17 protein-coding genes are annotated in these 17475 nt (G+C 69.6%); 7 read left to right on the top strand and 10 right to left on the bottom strand.

What is annotated here, in order from left to right:
- Nucleotides 1-19 precede the first annotated feature (19 nt).
- A complete protein-coding gene (locus DEI89_RS12305) occupies nucleotides 20-418 on the top strand; it encodes a DUF3253 domain-containing protein (protein ID WP_110904350.1) in 399 nt (132 codons plus the stop codon).
- 87 nt (nucleotides 419-505) lie between these two features.
- Here DEI89_RS12305 and DEI89_RS12300 read toward each other — a convergent pair whose 3' ends face one another.
- Genes DEI89_RS12300 through DEI89_RS12290 form a run of 3 tightly spaced genes read right to left on the bottom strand, consistent with a single transcriptional unit; the run spans nucleotide 506 to nucleotide 2633 of the window.
- Entirely contained in the window at nucleotides 506-874 is a 369-nt protein-coding gene (locus tag DEI89_RS12300; protein WP_110904349.1) for a hypothetical protein, read from the bottom strand.
- A gap of 41 nt (nucleotides 875-915) precedes the next feature.
- The gene (locus tag DEI89_RS12295) at nucleotides 916-1509 is read right to left on the bottom strand and encodes a nucleotidyltransferase domain-containing protein (protein ID WP_110904348.1); all 594 of its coding nucleotides are present in this window, start codon (nucleotides 1507-1509) and stop codon (nucleotides 916-918) included.
- Nucleotides 1510-1559: 50 nt separating this feature from the next.
- A complete protein-coding gene (locus tag DEI89_RS12290; protein ID WP_110904347.1) occupies nucleotides 1560-2633 on the bottom strand; it encodes a spore photoproduct lyase family protein in 1074 nt (357 codons plus the stop codon).
- A 60-nt stretch (nucleotides 2634-2693) separates the two neighbouring features.
- Here DEI89_RS12290 and DEI89_RS12285 point away from each other — a divergent pair, with 60 nt between their 5' ends.
- Together DEI89_RS12285 and DEI89_RS12280 are read left to right on the top strand one after the other, a co-directional pair.
- Entirely contained in the window at nucleotides 2694-3005 is a 312-nt protein-coding gene (locus tag DEI89_RS12285) for a biopolymer transporter Tol (protein WP_110904346.1), read from the top strand.
- A gap of 169 nt (nucleotides 3006-3174) precedes the next feature.
- On the top strand, nucleotides 3175-3480 hold the full coding sequence (locus tag DEI89_RS12280) for a hypothetical protein (protein WP_110904345.1): 306 nt from the start codon (nucleotides 3175-3177) through the stop codon (nucleotides 3478-3480).
- A gap of 70 nt (nucleotides 3481-3550) precedes the next feature.
- Here DEI89_RS12280 and DEI89_RS12275 read toward each other — a convergent pair whose 3' ends face one another.
- The 4 genes from DEI89_RS12275 to DEI89_RS12260 all read right to left on the bottom strand — a co-directional run bounded on the left by DEI89_RS12275 (nucleotide 3551) and on the right by DEI89_RS12260 (nucleotide 8875).
- Nucleotides 3551-5383 (bottom strand): beta-galactosidase family protein, encoded by a 1833-nt coding sequence (locus DEI89_RS12275; RefSeq protein ID WP_110904344.1) that lies wholly within the window; start codon nucleotides 5381-5383, stop codon nucleotides 3551-3553.
- Nucleotides 5384-5479: 96 nt separating this feature from the next.
- A complete protein-coding gene (locus tag DEI89_RS12270; protein ID WP_110904343.1) occupies nucleotides 5480-6814 on the bottom strand; it encodes a sugar ABC transporter substrate-binding protein in 1335 nt (444 codons plus the stop codon).
- A gap of 139 nt (nucleotides 6815-6953) precedes the next feature.
- On the bottom strand, nucleotides 6954-7931 hold the full coding sequence (locus DEI89_RS12265) for a carbohydrate ABC transporter permease (protein ID WP_110904342.1): 978 nt from the start codon (nucleotides 7929-7931) through the stop codon (nucleotides 6954-6956).
- Nucleotides 7928-8875 carry a carbohydrate ABC transporter permease gene (locus DEI89_RS12260; protein WP_110904341.1) on the bottom strand — a complete coding sequence of 316 codons (948 nt, stop codon included), beginning with the start codon at nucleotides 8873-8875 and terminating at the stop codon, nucleotides 7928-7930. Before DEI89_RS12260 ends, DEI89_RS12265 begins: the two co-directional genes overlap by 4 nt.
- A 198-nt stretch (nucleotides 8876-9073) precedes the next feature.
- On the opposite strand from DEI89_RS12260, the gene DEI89_RS12255 reads away from it, so the two are divergent.
- A complete protein-coding gene (locus DEI89_RS12255) occupies nucleotides 9074-10108 on the top strand; it encodes a LacI family DNA-binding transcriptional regulator (protein WP_375537777.1) in 1035 nt (344 codons plus the stop codon).
- Between the two features lie 945 nt (nucleotides 10109-11053).
- Here DEI89_RS12255 and DEI89_RS12250 read toward each other — a convergent pair.
- Nucleotides 11054-12556, bottom strand: coding sequence for an alpha-N-arabinofuranosidase (locus tag DEI89_RS12250; protein WP_110904339.1), 1503 nt, complete (start codon nucleotides 12554-12556; stop codon nucleotides 11054-11056).
- Between the two features lie 228 nt (nucleotides 12557-12784).
- Between DEI89_RS12250 and DEI89_RS12245 the strand changes: the two genes are divergently transcribed.
- From DEI89_RS12245 to DEI89_RS12235, 3 genes are all read left to right on the top strand, one after another.
- Complete coding sequence (locus DEI89_RS12245; protein WP_110904338.1) at nucleotides 12785-14146, top strand: extracellular solute-binding protein; 1362 nt, start codon at nucleotides 12785-12787, stop codon at nucleotides 14144-14146.
- A 69-nt stretch (nucleotides 14147-14215) separates the two neighbouring features.
- A complete protein-coding gene (locus tag DEI89_RS12240; RefSeq protein WP_110904337.1) occupies nucleotides 14216-15181 on the top strand; it encodes a carbohydrate ABC transporter permease in 966 nt (321 codons plus the stop codon).
- Nucleotide 15182: 1 nt separating this feature from the next.
- Nucleotides 15183-16097, top strand: coding sequence for a carbohydrate ABC transporter permease (locus tag DEI89_RS12235; protein ID WP_110904336.1), 915 nt, complete (start codon nucleotides 15183-15185; stop codon nucleotides 16095-16097).
- Between the two features lie 115 nt (nucleotides 16098-16212).
- Here the strand turns inward: DEI89_RS12235 and DEI89_RS12230 are convergent, their stop codons facing one another.
- A complete protein-coding gene (locus DEI89_RS12230) occupies nucleotides 16213-16596 on the bottom strand; it encodes a VOC family protein (protein WP_110904335.1) in 384 nt (127 codons plus the stop codon).
- Nucleotides 16597-16628: 32 nt separating this feature from the next.
- A complete protein-coding gene (locus DEI89_RS12225) occupies nucleotides 16629-17453 on the bottom strand; it encodes a siderophore-interacting protein (RefSeq protein WP_110904334.1) in 825 nt (274 codons plus the stop codon).
- Between the last annotated feature and the right edge of the window lie 22 nt (nucleotides 17454-17475).

Genomic DNA, 17475 nt, shown 5'->3' with positions numbered 1-17475 from the left:
CGCGGACGATCATGAGCCCATGGGACGAGCCATCCGCACCGAGGACGACGCACGCCGACTCGACGCCGCACACGCTGAACGCACCTGCGCATCCTGCGGGCGGCGCATGCCCGCGTCGGCGGACACGGACACGAAGTGGTGCTCCGACGCCTGCCGTCGGCACAAGCTCGACGACACCGACCGGACGCTCGAGCGCACCATCGACGAGCTGCTCGACGCCCGGGCCACCACGTCGAGCATCTGCCCCTCCGACGCTGCCCGGGCGATCGGCGGCGAGGACTGGCGTGACCTGATGGAACCCGCCCGACGTGCTGCCCGACGCATGGTCGCCCGTGGCGAGGTCGAGATCACCCAGGGCGGGAACGTCATCGACCCGTCCACCGCCAAGGGGCCGATCCGGATCCGACGCCCGCGCTGAGCGACCTGTCTGGACCGCCGCTCGGGATCGTCGGGGTACAGCACGATCGACCCTGCCGTGAGCCCGACCGACGCCATCGTGGATCGGTCAGCGGCTCGGGTCGGTCTTCTGCCGCATCGCTGCGATGAGGCGTTCGAGCGCGAGCACGAGACGACTCGTCTGCTCGCGGGTCACGCGAGCAGACGAGTACTGGAAGTTCGTCTTCTCGTCGGTCAGACGTGTGAGTTGGTTGCCTGGCTGTCGGTCAGGTGAGCAAGCCGTGTCGAGCAGGCGTCGGGCCTGCGCGTGGTCCTCGCCGACGTGGTGCTGCCCGAGGACGGCCCCGCAGATCGCGTCGGCCGCCGCGATCCCGCCGAGGACGGCGTTCGAACCGGCGGCCTTCCAGTCGGCATGCGAAGTCGAGCCGGCACAGAGAACCGCTACCTCGTAGTACGCCTCAGCCTCGTCTCGTCGCATCCGGACTGCTGTCGCATCCATCACGCGCGTCCGGAGGGGCATCAGACGAGCGATCGGATGTCGGACCCGTACACGGTGTGCGCGTCGGCGCGCCACGAGCCCACGAGTGGATCCCCTTCGGTGGCGTACCGTTCGAGGTCAGCACGAGTGACGTCGAAGACCTGGCAGTCGTTGCCGGTCCAGCGCTGCACGAGATCGCCGAGACGGACGACCACATCGACGTTCGTCTCCGCAGCGAACACCACGAGCAGGTCGACGTCCGATTCGTCAGTGGCCGTTCCCCGGGCGAGCGATCCGAAGATCGACACGGACAACACGTCGACTTCGCTCCCCGCGATGAAGTCGTGGATGCGGCGCTCCAGCTCCGTTCGCGCGCCGAGCACGAGCTCGACTGCTGGCCACAGCAGGTGCTCGCGGTTGACCTGGTAGGCGGAGTGCTGCAGACCGCGCTCCACACGCACGAGTCCGGAGTGCTCGAGTTTGTCGAGTGCACGCTTGATGCCGGTGTGCTGTGCCGCCCCAGCGACCCTGGCGACCTGGCGTCCGGTCATGGCCGCGTCAGTCCGAGCGAGGACGCGGAGTGCGTCGGCCTGCGTGGGGCCGACGAGCGTGGCGAGGGGAGCGGCGAGTTGCATTCGACGAGTGTACCGCAGATCGGTACACGTGTACACAGACCGTGTACACGTCAGAAGGCATACCGGATCCGGCAGGACGGCAGGTTGTCGGCCACGAGTTGTCGGAAGCGCTCGATGTGCTGCGCTTTCATCGCTGCGCGGTACCGGATGTTGACGGCACCGTTCTGGGAGAGCTTCTGCTCCTGCAACTCGGGCCGCCACAGCAGGTCCTCGGCCTTCGGGTGCCAGCCCAGGTTCACCTCGTGCAGCTGCTCGTTGTGGGTGAGGAAGATGACCTCGGCAGCGAGCTGCGCCTTCGCGGCCGGGGACAGCACGTCGTCGACCTCCCGCAGCAGGGCCGCCCAGTCGGCCTCCCACGTCGGCGTGAGGATCACGGGCGAGAAGTTCAGATGGACCTCGTACCCGGCCTCGACGAAGTCGTTCACGGCGGCGAGTCGTTCAGCGATCGGTGATGTCCGGATGTCGGTCACCTTCGCCGTCTCGTGTGGCATGAGCGAGAAGCGGATACGGGTGCGCCCCATCGGGTCCCAGTCGAGCAGGTCGCGGTTGACGTACTTCGTCGCGAACGACGCCTTCGCCGTCGGCGTCATCCGGAACAGGTCGCACAGGTCGCGCACGTTGTCGCTGAGCATCGCGTCGACCGAGCAGTCGCTGTTCTCGCCGATGTCGTAGACCCATGCGTCCGGGTCGCACTGGTTCGGTTCGGTCTTCGGACCCTGCTTGTGGATGTTCCGGGCGAGGTGCTTCGTGATCTGCTCGATGTTCGCGAAGACCGTGATCGGGTTGCTGTAGCCCTTGCGTCTGGGGACGTAGCAGTACGCGCACGCCATCGCACAGCCGTTCGCGGTCGAGGGAGCGATGAAGTCCGCCGAGCGACCGTTCGGGCGCGTCACGATCGACTTCTTGACGCCGAGCACGAGCGCCTCGGTCTTGATCCGGACCCACCGGGTGACGTTGCGCTCGTCGCCGTGCACCTCGGGGATCTGCCAGTGCGACGCGACCGGGACGATCTCGGCGTCCGGCCAGCGCCCGATGATCTCCTGTCCGCGCGGCAGTTCGAGCGCCGCGGCCTCGGCGTAGATACGCGTGACGTCGAGCAGGGGGCGCACGCGGGAGTCGGTCATCGCCCTCCGTTCTACCCGTCACCACCGACAACTCGGACGTCGCTCGGGCAGACTCGGAGCATGACCGCCGGTGTGGAGGACGACCACTTCTTCGTCGTGGGCGGTCGGCGGTGGCGGCGGACCGACCCGGCGCTCCCCGAGGACCTCGCCGCTCGGCTCCGGTCCCACCTCGGCCGCGGCCGGAACGGGGTGAAACTGGCGAAGCGGGCCGGGGACGAGGACGCCGTCGCCCGGGCCCGAGACCGGAACGGCCTCGCCAAGCACGGACTCGGCGAGCGCGGGCCCGAGTGGTGGACCCGACCAGTGCCCGAGCGGATCGCGCAGGCCGAGCAGGCCCTCGCCGACCTCGACAGGCTCGACGAGTCGCCGTGACCGACGACACCCGTCAGCCGAAGCCGCACGACGGCCGGCGGAAGGTGCGACCGCCGGTCACCCGTCCGATGGACGTGGCTCGGACGGTTCCCCACCTTCCGGATGAGGCGCGAGGGATCCTCGCGCCGTAGGCTCGTCGCGGCGAGGACGCCGAGGAACGAGGGGGACCATGAACGACATCGTCACGCACACGGGCGCACTGGTGGGGCTGCGCACCGGCACGAGCACGGCCGGCGGCCCGGCCGGCGCCAGGGTCGGCGTCCTGCTGGAACTCTGCTCCGAGGACAGCGCCGGGGTCCGCCGCCCGTGGGAGCTCCTGGTCACACCCGCCCAGGCCGCCGCACTCGTCGAGGCCGAGCGGACCGAACCCGGGGTGCTCGTCCGCTTCGCCGGCGAACGACTGGGCGACCGCGGCGGTGTCCCGGTCGTGCGCGTCGGCCGGATCGCGGTGCTCGTGCCGGAACCGACCTGCTGACCGACATCGGCTGACCACGACGTGACGAACGGCCCCGGGTGCCCCCGGGGCCGTTCGCGGTGCAGGCGGGTCAGGCCTCGGTGTGCCCGAGCGCCGGCTCGACGCACATGCAGACGGTCCGGGACGCCGATGCGTGCACCTCGAAGACGACGACCTCGTTCCGTCCGGGCCGGAGCACGGGTCCGGGGACGGCGAGCGTCGCCTGTGGGCCTCGTGACCAGTACCGGCCGAGACAGAACCCGTTGACCCAGGCGACGCCCTTCCGGAACCCGTCGAGCGCGAGGTAGCGGTCGAGGTCCGCGCCGCTCTCGGCCAGGTCGAACGACCCCATGGCGAACGCCGGACCGGCCAGGGTCTCCCCCGCCGACGTCGCCGCGGTCCGCAGGGCGTCGAGCGCGTCCTCCGGCACCGGGTCGAGTGCCAGGGGCGAGACGGTCCAGCGGGACAGGACGTCGTCGTCGATCCGGACCGCTCCGATCAGTCCCTTCGACTCGCCGATGCGCGGCCCGTAGTCGACGCGTCCCTGGTCCTCGACGAGCAGTTCCAGGAGGCCCGTCACCGGTGGCAGGGCGATGGCACGGTCGTGGTGCTCCCGCTCCAGGACGCCGACGGTCCGACCGTCGACGCGGACGAGGGCACGGTCGCGGACCTCTTCGGCGACGGTCAGCACGCCACCCTCGGGCAGGTCGACCTCCGTCCGGTACAGGACGAACCCGGAGGCGGCGCCCAACTCGTCGAACGTCGGCGGCGTCTCGTGCGTGGTCCAGGACGTGATCGTCGGCAGGAGGCCAGCGAGCGGGAGGACGCGGTCCAGGCGGACGGCGACGTCCCAGGCGGGGGTGGGGCGTGCCTCCAGGCCGGCGACGGCGTCCGTCGTGAGCCGACCGGACCCGCCGGGCTGCATCGACGCGGGCAGGTCGGGGACCGGAGCGTGACGGGCGATGACCTGCCGGAAGGCGTGGAACTTCTCGGTGGGGCGACCGGCCTCGTCGAGCGGGGCGTCGTAGTCGTACGACGTCGCGATCGGCCGGTACACGCCCTTGTCGTTCGCGCCGTTGGTGAACCCGAAGTTCGTGCCGCCGTGGAACATGTAGACGTTCACCGAGCCGCCAGCGGCGAGCAGGTCGTCCAGGTCCGACGCCGAGGCTGCGGCCGAGGTGGTGTGATGGTGCTCGCCCCAGCTGTCGAACCAGCCGTCCCAGAACTCGGAGCACATCAGCGGACCGGTCGGCTGCGCCTGGCGGAGGCGTGCGAGACGTTCCGTGGAGCGGGAGCCGAACGAGCCGGTCTTGTGCAGCGACGGCAGCGACCCGTCCTCGAGCATCGAGCCCATCGGCTGGTCGACGCTCGTGAACGGCACGGTGAGCCCGATGTCGCGGTGCATGCGCTCGAGCTTCTCGAGGTAGACGGGGTCGGACCCGTACGCGCCGTACTCGTTCTCCACCTGCACGAGCACGATCGGGCCGCCGGCGTCGATCTGCCGCGGAACCAGGATCGGGGCGAGGGCGTCGAGGTAGCGGCCGACCGCGGCGAGGAACTGCGGTTCGTCGCGGCGGATCCCGACCGTGCGGTCGGTGAACAGCCAGAACGGCAGGCCGCCGTTCGTCCACTCGGCGCAGATGTAGGGGCCGGGCCGGACGATGGCGTGCATGCCCTCGGCGGCGACGAGGTCCAGGAACCGGCCGAGGTCGAGCCCTCCGGTGAAGTCGAAGGTGCCTGGGGTGGCCTCGTGCGCGTTCCACGCGACGTAGGTCTCGACGGTGTTCAGACCCATGAGCTTGGCCTTGCGGATCCGGTCGGCCCACAGGTCGGGGTGGACGCGGAAGTAGTGGATCGCACCGGAGAGCACCCGGTGCGGCTGCCCGTCGAGCAGGAATTCGGTGTCGCCGATGGCGAAGCGCATGTCACGTCTTTCTGGTGGGAACACGTCTGGTGGCGACGCGTCTCGTGGGAACGCGGCCGTGCGGAGAACCCGCACGGCCGCGTCGATGTGGTGGGGCTACTTGGTCGAGACCGTGAAGCCCTGGTCCTTGCCGTACTTCACGAGGGCGTCCTGCCAGGCGGACAGACCCGACTCGAGCGACGTGCCCTTCTCGTACGACTGCCCGACGGTGTCGGCGTAGACGCTGTTCGCGTACACCTGGTACGGCAGGTAGGTGAAGTCGTTGTCCGACGCCTTGGACGCGTCGACGAGCACCTTGTTGATCTGCTGGCCACCGAAGTAGTCCGGCTTCTCGTCGAGGAACGCGGACGACTCGAGGTCGGCGGTGGTGGACGGGAAGCCGCCGGACTCCATGAAGACCTTGGTCGAGGCCTTCGACGAGTTCAGCCACTTGAGGAAGCCGGCGGCGAGGGCCGGGTTCTTCGACTGCTTCATGACGACCTCGGCGCTGCCGCCGTTGTTCGCGGTGGCCGCGGTGCCGCCGTCGTAGGTCGGCATCGGGGCGACGCGCCAGTCACCCTTGGCGTCCGCGACGCTGGCCTCGAGGTTGCCGGGCATCCAGGCGCCGGTGATCAGCGTGGCGATCTGGCCGTTGCCGAGCTGCTTGTACCAGTCATCCGTCCAGCCGACGGTCTTGGACAGGAGCTTCTGCTCGACGAGCTCGTCCCAGGTCTTGGTCCACTTCTTGGTGCCCTCGTCCTGCAGGTTGATCGTCACCTCGTCACCGTCGGTGGTGAACGGGGTGCCGCCGGCCTGGGCGATCATGCTCGTGGTGAAGCCCGCGTCGCCGGAGTCGGCCGCCAGGTACTTCTCGGGGTCGGCCTGGTGCAGCTTCTTGGCGGCTGCGACGTACTCGTCCCACGTCTTCGGCACCTCGATGCCGTACTCGTCGAAGACCTTCTTGTTGTAGAACATGGCCATGGGGCCCGAGTCCTGGGGCAGCCCGTAGACCTTGCCGTCCATCGAGACCGAGTTCCAGGTGCTCGCCGCGAACTTGCTCTTCAGGTCGCCGAAGCCGTAGTCGGACAGGTTGAGCAGCGACTCGGAGAGGGCGAACTGCGGGAGCGCGTAGTACTCGACCTGGGCGACGTCGGGGGCGCCCGAGCCGGCCTTCACAGTGTTCTGCAGCTTCGTGTACTGGTCGGCGCCGGTACCGGCGTTGACGAGCTTGACCTTCACCTTCGGGTAGGCCTTCTCGAACGCGGCGACCTGGTCCTTCGCGGAGGGGGTCCACGACCAGTAGGTCAGGGTGCCGCCCTGATCGAGGGCCTTGTCGATGTCCGAGGCCGAGCCGCCGGAGCCGGAGCCGCCGGACGCGCAGGCGGCGAGGGCCATCGCGGCGGTGACGCCGATGGCGAGGGCGCTGAGCCCGCGCCGGAGACGCTTCTGCATGGTGGTGCCTTTCACTTCATCGTGAAGAAGGTGCTTCTTCGTGGAGGAGGGACTGCTCGGTGCCGGTGCGGTCCCCGCGGGGCCGCGCCGTGCCTCCCGGCCGGGGTCCGGTGCTGCTGACCGGGGCCGGAGGGCGGGATCAGGCCTTGACGGACCCGGCCGCGAGGCCGGACTGCCAGAAGCGCTGGAGGAAGAGGAACGCCACCACGATCGGGATGATCGTGAGGAGCGAGCCGGTGACGACGAGGTTGTAGATCGGCTGCGCACCGGAGCCGGTTGCCTGCGCGTTCCACTGGTTCAAACCGACGGTCAGCGGGTACCACTTCGGGTCGCTCAGCATGATGAGCGGCAGGAAGTAGTTGTTCCAGGTAGCGACGACCGCGAACAGCAGGACCGTGACGACACCGGGTGCCAGGAGCTTCAATGCGATGGTGAAGAAGATCCGGAACTCGCCGGCACCGTCCATGCGGGCGGCCTCGATGAGTTCGGTGGGGATCGCCTCGACCGCGTAGGTCCAGATCAGGTACATGCCGAACGGGCTGATCAACGAGGGCAGGATGATCGCCCACGGGGTGTTCGTCAGGCCCACCTGCGAGAAGAGCAGGAAGGTCGGGACGGCCAGGGCGGTGCCCGGGACGGCGATCGCGCCGAGGACGATGGCGAACACCGCGCGACGGCCGGGGAACTGGAACTTGGCCATGCCGTAGCCGGCGACCGTCGCGAGCAGGGTCGCTCCCCCGGCACCGACCACCACGTAGAGCAGTGTGTTGCCGAGCCACTGGACGAAGATGCCGTCGTTGTAGGTGAGCGTGTCGACGATGTTCTGCCACAGGTTGAAGTCCCCGCCGAACCACAGGCCGAAGGTGGAGAGCAGTGACGCCTGCGTCTTCGTGCTGTTCACCAGCAGGTAGAACAGCGGCGCGAACGAGTAGACGACGAACACGACCATGACCGCGGTCAGCAGACCGGAGCGCTTCACCCTGCGTCCGTCGACGGGCTGCGCAGCCTTCCGGGAGGCTCGGGTGCGGCGTTCGCGCGGGTCACCCTGCGTCGTGGTCGCCTCGGTCACCGTGGCCGGCCCGGCGGGACCGGTGGCGGGGTGCTGCAGGGTGCTCATCGGTTCTCCTGTCGGGTGCCGCGGACCTGCACGACGTAGGCGATGACTGCGGTGATCACGCCCATGACGATCGCGACGGTGGCGGAGTAGTTGAACTGCTGGCCGCTGAAGGACAGCGAGTAGGCGTACATGTTCGGCGTGAAGGCGCTGCCGATGACGTTCGGGGCGAGGGTCTTCAGCAGGTTCGGCTCGTTGAAGAGCTGGAAGCTGCCGATGATCGAGAAGATCGTGGCGATGACCATCGGGCCGCGGAGAGCCGGGAGCTTGATCGAGAAGACGGTGCGCATCGGGCCGGCGCCGTCGAGCTCGGCGGCCTCGTACAGGTCGGCGGGGACGGTGCGGAGGGCGGCGTAGAAGATCAGCATGTTGTAGCCGAGGAACTCCCACGTGACCACGTTGCCGATGCTCGTGAGGACCCACGACGAACTGAACGGCTGCAGCAGGTCGATGCCGAGGGCGTCGTTCGCCGCTCCGGTCAGGCCGAACTGGTTGCCGTAGATGAAGCCCCAGATCAGGGCTGCGACGACCCCGGGGACGGCGTAGGGCAGGAACACCGCGATGCGGAAGAACCCGGTGCCCCAGAGGCGGGCGCTGTCGAGGGCCAGGGCGGCGACGAGGGCGAGGCCCAGCATGATCGGCACCTGCACGACGAGGAAGATCGCGACCCGTCCGAAGCCGGACCAGAACTTGGCGTCCTGGAAGAGCTGGACGTAGTTGGCGAACCAGACGAACTGGTTGCCGCCGATGAGCTGGTCGCGGAACAGGCTGAGCCAGAGGGCGTAGCCGATCGGGACGATGAGCATCAGGACGAGGACGGCGACGAACGGGCCGACGAAGAGCCAGCCGGTCATCCGCCCCCGGGGCTTCCCATGGCGACGCGGTGCGGGCGTGGTGCCCGGGCGTCGCGGCGCGGCCTCGGGGCTCCGCGCGGTGAGCGTGCTCATGTGACTCCTTCGTCGTGTCCTGACTGACGTCGACGGGTCTCCCAGCGCCGGTGGTCGTGCTGCGACCGGCCCTGATGTTGACGTCAACATCGAACGCTGGCGACCATAGCATGGCAACGTCAACATGCACTAGCGTTCGCAGGAGTGGCCGTGCGCAGGCGCCGACCCGAACCGTTCCGAGGAAGGCAGCGCGTGACCATCTCGACGACCACGGACGCTGCGGCTTCCGCCCGCCGCGCCCCGTCGCTCGCCGCCGTGGCCGAGGCTGCCGGTGTCTCGATGCAGACCGTCTCCCGGGTCGCCCGCGGCTTCGACAACGTCAGCCCCGAGACCCGCACCCGCGTCCAGCAGGCGATGGCCGAGCTCGGCTACCGCCCCAACCGTGCCGCGCGGGCCCTGCGCTCCGGACGGTTCCGGACCATCGGCGTGATCATGTTCACCCTGGCGTCCTACGGCAACATGCGCACGCTCGAGGCCATCGCCGACGCCGCCGGGGTCGCCGACTTCACCATCACGCTGCTGCCGATGGCATCGCGGACCGAGGAGGGCGTCCGCTCCGCGTTCTCCCGCCTGCACGAACAGGCCGTCGACGGCGTGGTCATCATCATCGAGTCCCACGTGATCGACACCGCCGAGGTCGAACTGCCCGACGGTGTCCCGATGGTCGTCGTGGACTCCACCGGCACGACCGACCACCCGGCGATCGACACCGACCAGGCCGACGGTGCCCGACTGGCGACCCAGCACCTGCTCGACCTGGGGCACGACACGGTCTGGCACGTGGCCGGCCCCGCGTCGTCGTACTCGGCGGCGAGGCGACAGGCCGCGTGGAGTGCCACGCTCACCGCAGCCGGACGGACGGTCCCACCCGTGCTCGAGGGCGACTGGAGCACGTCGTCCGGCTACCGGGCCGGCCTCGAGATCGCCCGTCGCCCCGAGATCACCGCGGTGTTCGCGGCGAACGACCAGACCGCGCTCGGGGTCCTGCGCGCCTGCCACGAGGTCGGCCGCGCCGTCCCGTCCACGCTCAGCGTCGTCGGCTTCGACGACTCCCCCGAGTCGGACTCGTTCTGGCCGCCGCTCACCACCGTGCACCAGTCCTTCGACGAGGTCGGGCGCCGCGCGGTCGCCACCCTCCTGCGCCAGATCGAGGGCGGTGCCGCCACGGCGGCGACCGACCTGGTGCCGGTGCGGTTGGTCGAGCGGGCGAGCACGGCGGCGCCGCTGCGGTAGCGGCGCGGCGCGGGGCGCGCGCGGCGGGGCGGGGCGGCGGCGCGCCTCCCGGCCAGCCCCGTTTCGTGCTCAGCGACAGGCCACGCGGCAACCAGCCCGAAATGTGTCGCTCAGCGCGAAGCGCGCCCGCCGCGCGGACCGCGGCCAGGCCGCGCCGCGCCCCGCGCAGGCCGAGCGGCGTGCGCCCAGCCGAGCCTCGCCGGACGGGAGGAACGGGGCGGGCCCGGCAGGTGCCTCCCGGCCAGCCCCGTTTCGCGCCCAGCGACAGGCCGCGCGGCGGCCAGCCCGAAACGTGTCGCACAGCGCGAAGCGCGCCCGCCACGCGGACCGCGGACAGGCCGCGCCCCGCGCAGGTTGAGCGGCGTGCGCCCAGATGAGCCTCACCGGACGGGAGGAACGGGGCACGCCCGACACGCGCCTCCCGGCCAGCCCCGTTTCGCGCCCAGCGACAGGCCGCGCGGCAACCAGCCCGAAACGTGTCGCACAGCGCGAAGCGCGCCCGCCACGCGGACCGCGGACAGGCCGCGCCCCGCGCAGGTTGAGCGGCGTGCGCCCAGATGAGCCTCACCGGACGGGAGGAACGGGGCACGCCCGACACGCGCCTCCCGGCCAGCCCCGTTTCGCGCCCAGCGACAGGCCGCGCGGCAACCAGCCCGAATCGTGTCGCCCAGCGCGAAGCGCGCCCGCCGTGTGGACCGTGGACGGCGCCTCCGCGACCGACACGCGCCTCCCGGCCAGCCGCGTTTCGCGCCCAGCGACAGGCCGCGCGGCGACCAGCCCGAAATGTGTCGCCCAGCGCGAAAAGCACCCGCCGCGCCGGTCCCGCCGGACGCGCAAGACGCGCCGGCCCCGGCCCCGCCGGACACGCAAGACGCCGGGCCCCCGAAGGGACCCGGCGTCCTCTGCTCACTCGACGCTCGCCGCACGCAGCGCGCGCCGAGGCGTCTACCCGATCGAGAGCGCCGTCCAGGAGACCGGCGGCAGCTCGATCGTGATCGTGTCACCCTCGCGGCGGACGGACTCGTTGGTCCGCAGTCCGACCCGGGAGGTGTTCGACAAGTCGTTCACGGCGTGCAGGTCATCGTCCCAGATGCCCTCCGCGTGCACGTCACCGTCGACGTCGAGCCCGGACAGGTCGATGGTGACCGTGGTGCTCTCGGTCTGGTGGCGGTTGACGAGGAACACCGCAGCGCGGCCGTCCTCGACCGTGGCGGCCGAATCGACGACCGGGACGGTGCCGTGCTTCCCGCCGTCGACGGTGTCACCCGAGGCGACGACGTTGAGCGAGGTCCCATGGGCCAGGCGCGAGGTGACCGAGAACGGGAAGAACGTGGTCTGCCGCCAGGCCTCGCCACCGGGCTCGGTCATGATCGGGCCGATCACGTTGACGAGCTGCGCGATCGACGCCGACGCGACTCGGTCGGCGTGCCGCAGGAGCGAGATGAGCAGCCCGCCGAGGACGACGGCGTCCGCGACGGTGTAGACGTCCTCCAGGAGGCGCGGGGCGACCGGCCAGTCCTCGAGCGTGAACGTCTTGGCCATCGCCTCCCACTTCGTGATCGACCAGACGTTCCACTCGTCGAACGAGATGTCGATCCGCTTGTCGGAGCCCTTGTGCGCCTGCACGTGGTCCGCGGCGGTCGTCACCGTCTTGATGAAGTGGTCCATGTTGGCGCCGGAGGCGAGGAACGAGGTGAGGTCCTGGTCCTCCTCGTAGTAGGCGTGCGCCGAGATGTAGTCCACGTCCTCGTACGCGTGCTCGAGGACGGTGCGCTCCCACTCGCCGAACGTCGGCATCGACGCTCCGGAGGACCCGCAGGCGACGAGCTCGAGGTCGGGCTGGATCTGCCGCATCGCCTTGGCGGTCATCGCGGCGAGCTTGCCGTAGTCCTCGGCGTTCTTGTGGCCGAGCTGCCACGGGCCGTCCATCTCGTTGCCGAGGCACCACATGGTGATGCCGAAGGGCTCCTCGCGGCCGTTGGCCTTGCGCTCCTCGGAGCGGGCGGTGCCACCCCGGATGTTCGCGTACTCGAGCAACTCGATGGCCTCGGCGGCCCCGCGGGTGCCGAGGTTCACGGCGAGCATGAGCTCCGAGCCCACCGAGTCGAGCCACTGCTGGAACTCGTGCAGGCCGACCTCGTTCGTCTCGGTCGAGTGCCACGCCAGGTCGAGTCGGCGGGGACGCTGCTCGACCGGGCCGACGCCGTCCTCCCACTTGTAGCCGGAGACGAAGTTGCCGCCGGGGTAGCGGATGGTCGTGACGCCGAGCTCCTTGACGAGTTCGATGACGTCCTTGCGGAAGCCGTGCTCGTCGGCCGACTCGTGCGCGGGTTCGTGGATGCCGTCGTAGACGTGGCGGCCGAGGTGTTCGACGAAGCCGCCGAACAGTCGGCGTCGCACGGGGCCCACCGTGAACGCGGAGTCGAGGACGAGGTGTGTGCGGGGCATGGATCTCCTTCGATCAGGCTGTGCGTCGAGCACGGGTGTTCCGCGGTGTCACGGAAGTGAGCGCTCACCTACGGGAAACGGTATCGGGTGTCGACACGGGACGGAAGGGCTGGCGCGCAGGTCGGCGCGGCGCTAACGTGAGCGCTCACGGGGCACCGACGCCCCGCGATCGGGACGACGTCCACCCGGATGGAGTCCCGCTTCGGCCCGTCCCGATGGAGTGATGCCATGCCGAACCGATCCGTCCCACCCCTCCGCGGGTCAACGTTCACCCGCAGGAGCCTGCTCGCCGCCGGAGCGGCGGCCGCAACGGTCCTCCCCCTCGCCGCGTGCTCGAGCCCGCTCTCGGCCGGTCTCGCCGGCAGTGCCCTCAATCCCGAGACCCTGGTCTTCTGGAACCTCTTCGGTGGTGGCGACGGTGTCCGCATGCAGGCGATGGAGGACGGCTACGCCAAGCAGCACGGCGGCTCGTCCGCCCTGCAGGCGACCACGTTCGCCTGGGGCAACCCGTACTACTCGAAGCTGACACTCGCGACCGTCGGGAACAAGCCGCCGGACGTCGCGATCGCCCACCTGACCCGGGCGAAGCCGCTCTGGGACGGCGACCTGCTCGACCCGATCACGGCAGAGGACCTCGCCGGCGTGGGACTGAAGGCGAGCGACTTCAACCAGAAGGCCTGGGCCGCGCAGAAGACCGACGGCGCCAACATCGCGATCCCGCTCGACACGCACCCGTTCGTGCTGTTCTACAACGTCGACGTCTGCCAGAAGGCCGGGCTGCTCGACAGCAACGGCGAGCTGAAGAGCCTCGACGGCATGGACGCGTTCGAGAGCGCGCTGGCGGCCGTGTCGAAGGTCACCGGCGGCACCGCGCTCAACGTCGCCAACGTCGTCCCCGAGACCGCGACCCCGTGGCGGTTCTTCTGGACGATGTACAACCAGATCGACGGTGCGACGCCGTTCATCAGCGACGGCGGCGGGAAGCTCACCGTCAACGAGGACGCCTACAACGAGGTCACCAGCCGCACGCAGAAGTGGGTGAAGCAGGGCTGGATGAACAAGGCCCTGGACTACGCCACCGCACAGTCGCTGATGTTCGACGGCAAGGCCGGCTTCTTCATGCAGGGCGAGTGGGAGATCAGCACCGCCCAGTCGATCAAGGGGCTGAAGTTCGGCATGGCGCCGATCCCGACGCTCTACGACAAGCCCGCCACCCAGGCCGACTCGCACACGTTCATCCTGCCGAAGAAGGACCGCTCCCCGGCGCAGAAGAAGGCCGCCATGCTGTTCATCAAGCAGATGCTCGAGCAGAGTCTGACCTGGGCCGAGGGCGGGCACGTCCCGGCCTACATGCCCACGTTCGACAGCACCCAGTACAAGGACCTCAAGCCGCAGTCGAACTACGCCGCCGCCGCCGAGACCGCGGTCTTCGACGACGCCGCCTGGTACGGCGGGTCGGGCTCCACCTTCGAGGGCACGGTCGGCGCACAGCTCGCACTCGTCCAGCAGGGCAGCTCGAGTCCCGCGCAGGCACTCAGCGCGATCAAGAGCCAGCTGGCCACCTACCTGAACACCCCGAGCCCGCTGTGACCGGGCACGCGACCACCGGCCACCTGCACACCACGAACGACGTGAACACCGCGCGAAAGGCACGATGACGTGACCACAGCACCAGTTCTCGACCGGCCGACGGACGCGACCCTCGCGCCGCGGCCGCGCCGCTCATACCGGACCAGCCTCACCCGCGGGCAGGGCCGCAGCGGGTGGCTCTTCCTCGCCCCCTTCGGCCTGTTCTACGTGGCCTTCCTGCTCGGCCCGACGATCTGGATGATCGTCACGAGCTTCTTCAACACATCGACCGTGCGCACCGGCCTCGGCAGCTTCGCCGGGTTCGCGAACTACGCCGAGATGCTCGGACGCTCCGACTTCTGGTCCTCGCTCTGGCACACGCTGCAGTTCACGCTGTACACGACACCGCCGCTGGTGATCCTGGCGTTCGTCTTCGCGGTGCTGACGAACCGGATGAACAAGGGCCAGTGGTTCTTCCGCCTGGCGTTCTTCCTGCCGTTCATCCTGCCGTCCGCGACGATCTCGCTGATCTGGGTGTTCATCTTCACGCCGGCCACCGGCCTGTTCGCGACGATCCAGTCCGCGATCGGTCTGACCCCGGGTTCCGGCATGTTGTCCAGCCCGAACACGGCGATGATCGGCGTCGCCATCGCCACGGTCTGGTGGACGCTCGGCTTCAACTTCGTGCTGTACCTGGCCGGCCTGCAGGAGATCCCCCGCGAGCTGTACGAGGCCGCCGCCGTCGACGGTGCCTCGAACTGGCAGCAGATCAAGTCGATCACCCTCCCGCTGCTCGGTCGCACGACGACGCTCGTCATCCTGCTGCAGATCATCGCGAGCCTGAAGATCTTCGACCAGGTGTACCTGATGACGAACGGCGGCCCGGGCATCTCGACCCAGGTCTCGCTGCAGCTCATCACCGGTGTCGGGTTCACCGACAACCGGCTCGGCGCCGCTTCGGCTGCGTCGGTCCTGCTGTTCATCGTGATCGTCGCCATCGCGGTCATCCGGCAGCTCGTCGAGCGCGCTGCCGCCAAGCGTGAGATCGGAGCCTGACATGACCGCCACCGAGAGCATCACCACCGGACGCGCCAAGCTCCGCACCGGCGTCTCCTCGGCCGCTCCGACGAGCGCCGCGAAGATCGGCGTCAGCGGCCGCGGCTTCACGATCGCGTCGGCCGTCGTCCTGACGGTGTTCGCGATCATCTGGCTCATCCCGAGCCTGTTCGCGCTGAAGACCTCGCTGTCCGACAACGGCGTGGCAGCGCTCGGCGCGAAGTCGATCCTGTCGAACTGGAACCCGACGCTGCACTCCTACGCGTCACTGTTCCAGTCCGGCGACATCTGGAACTGGTACCTGGCCAGCGGCATCACGAGCGTCGTCACCGCGGTGCTCACGGTGATCTTCGCGTCGATGGCGGCGTTCGCTCTGTCCCGGCTCGTGTTCCGCGGTCGGAACATCGCGTTCCTGCTCATCATCCTGGGCATCATGATCCCGACGCAGGTCCTGATCATCCCGATCTTCCAGGAGCTCAACGCGGTCAACCTGCTCAACACCTACTGGTCGGTGATCTTCCCGCAGGTGCCCGCCGTGATCGCGGTGTTCATCTTCAAGCAGTTCTTCGACGGCATCCCGAAGGAGCTGGAAGAGGCAGCCCGCATCGACGGCGCCGGCATCTGGAAGATCTACTGGTCGGTCATCCTGCCGCTGTCGCGTCCGGTGATCGCCGCGGTGACGATCCTGACCTTCGTCGGGGTCTGGAACAACCTGCTGCTGCCGCTGTTCGTGCTGTCGAACCCGGACCTCATGACGATCCCGGTCGGGCTCGCCACGGTCCAGGGCAGCTTCGGTCAGCGCTACGCGGACATCCAGGCGGGTGCGATCCTGGCGGCGCTGCCGCTGATCATCCTGTACCTGATCTTCCAGCGGCAGATCGTCGAGGGTGTCACCGGCTCGGGTCTGAAGGGCTGAGGTCCGGCCCGGACGACGCGTCCGGACCACGTGACGGACGGGAGGCTCCCCACCAGCTGGTGGGGAGCCTCCCGTCCGTCGTGGGTGCGGTCCACGCCTGGTGGAACCGGTTCCGTCAGCCGGCGAGCGGCGCGAGCCGTGACCGCAGGAGGCAGAACTCGTTGCCCTCCGGGTCCTGCAGCACGTGCCACGACTCCTCGCCGGTCTGCCCGACGTCCGCCGGGCGGGCACCGAGCGCGAGCAGCCGTTCCAGCTCGGCGTCCTGGTCGCGGTCGACCGGGTTGACGTCGATGTGCAGGCGCAGGGGCTGTGTCTTCGCGTGCGGCACGCGGGACAGGATGATCGTCGGCGTCGCGCCGCCGAAGCCGGAGGCGGGGCCGATCTCGATGCCGTCCTCGTCCTTGCCGAGTTCGACGTAGTCGAGGACGGCGCACCAGAAGCGGGACAGGGCCTCGGGGTCGTCGCAGTTCAGGACCAATTCGCTCAGGCGGCAGCTCATGGCGAGAGGATACGCGGGGCGGGGTCGGTCCGTCAGGCGAGGACGGGCTGGCGCGCCTCGTGCTTCCAGAACCCCGAGAAGGTGATGCGCGACTTCGGCAGCCCCGCTCGGTGCAGGTGGCGGCGGCCCTCGGTGGCGAGCCGGGACTCCCCCACGACGAACGCGTAGCCGAGGTCGTCGCAGGGCACGTGCCGCTGCAGTTCGGCGAGCGCCGCACGTCCGGGCACCGCGTGGGCGTCGCCGCGGACGAGCCAGGTGACGGTGACCCCGACGGGCGCGTCCAGGTCGCGGATGTCGAGCGCCGAGGGGACCTCCTGGATGATGCGGCCGATGGTGTCGTGCGGCAGGGACCGGGCGATGCCGACGACGGCGGGGAGGCCGGTCTCCTCGGCGGCGATGACGACCTCGCTGGCGTCGTCCGGGCAGTCGAAGATGCAGCCCTGGTCCAGGAGTGCGAGTTCGTCGCCGGGGCGGGCGGCGCAGGCCCAGATCGCGGCGCGGCCCTCGAGCTGGCCGTCTGCGGTGGTGTGCACCACGAAGTCGATGTCCATCTCGCCGAGTTCGGGCCGGTGCCCGGCGACGGTGTAGTTCGCGCAGTGCGGGCGCGAGGCCTCGGGGATGCGCAGGTACTGCGGCCACCACTTGGCGCCGTCGATCTCGGGCATCACGAAGGTGTCCTGCTCGGGGCGCTGCAGGAACAGGCGGAACCAGTGGTCGAAGCCCAGGAACGGGAAGGCGCGGATCTCGTCGCTCGCGATGGTGACGCGGTGGATCGACGGGGTGTGCCGTTCGGTGCGGACGACACTCGCCCGGAACAGCCGCGGGTTCTCGGGCATCAGCCTCGGGATCTTCGCCATGAGGGAAGGCTAACCTAATATG

Source organism: Curtobacterium sp. MCBD17_030 (assembly GCF_003224255.1).
Taxonomy (GTDB): Bacteria; Actinomycetota; Actinomycetes; order Actinomycetales; family Microbacteriaceae; genus Curtobacterium.
This window is presented reverse-complemented; position numbering and strand designations above follow the sequence as displayed.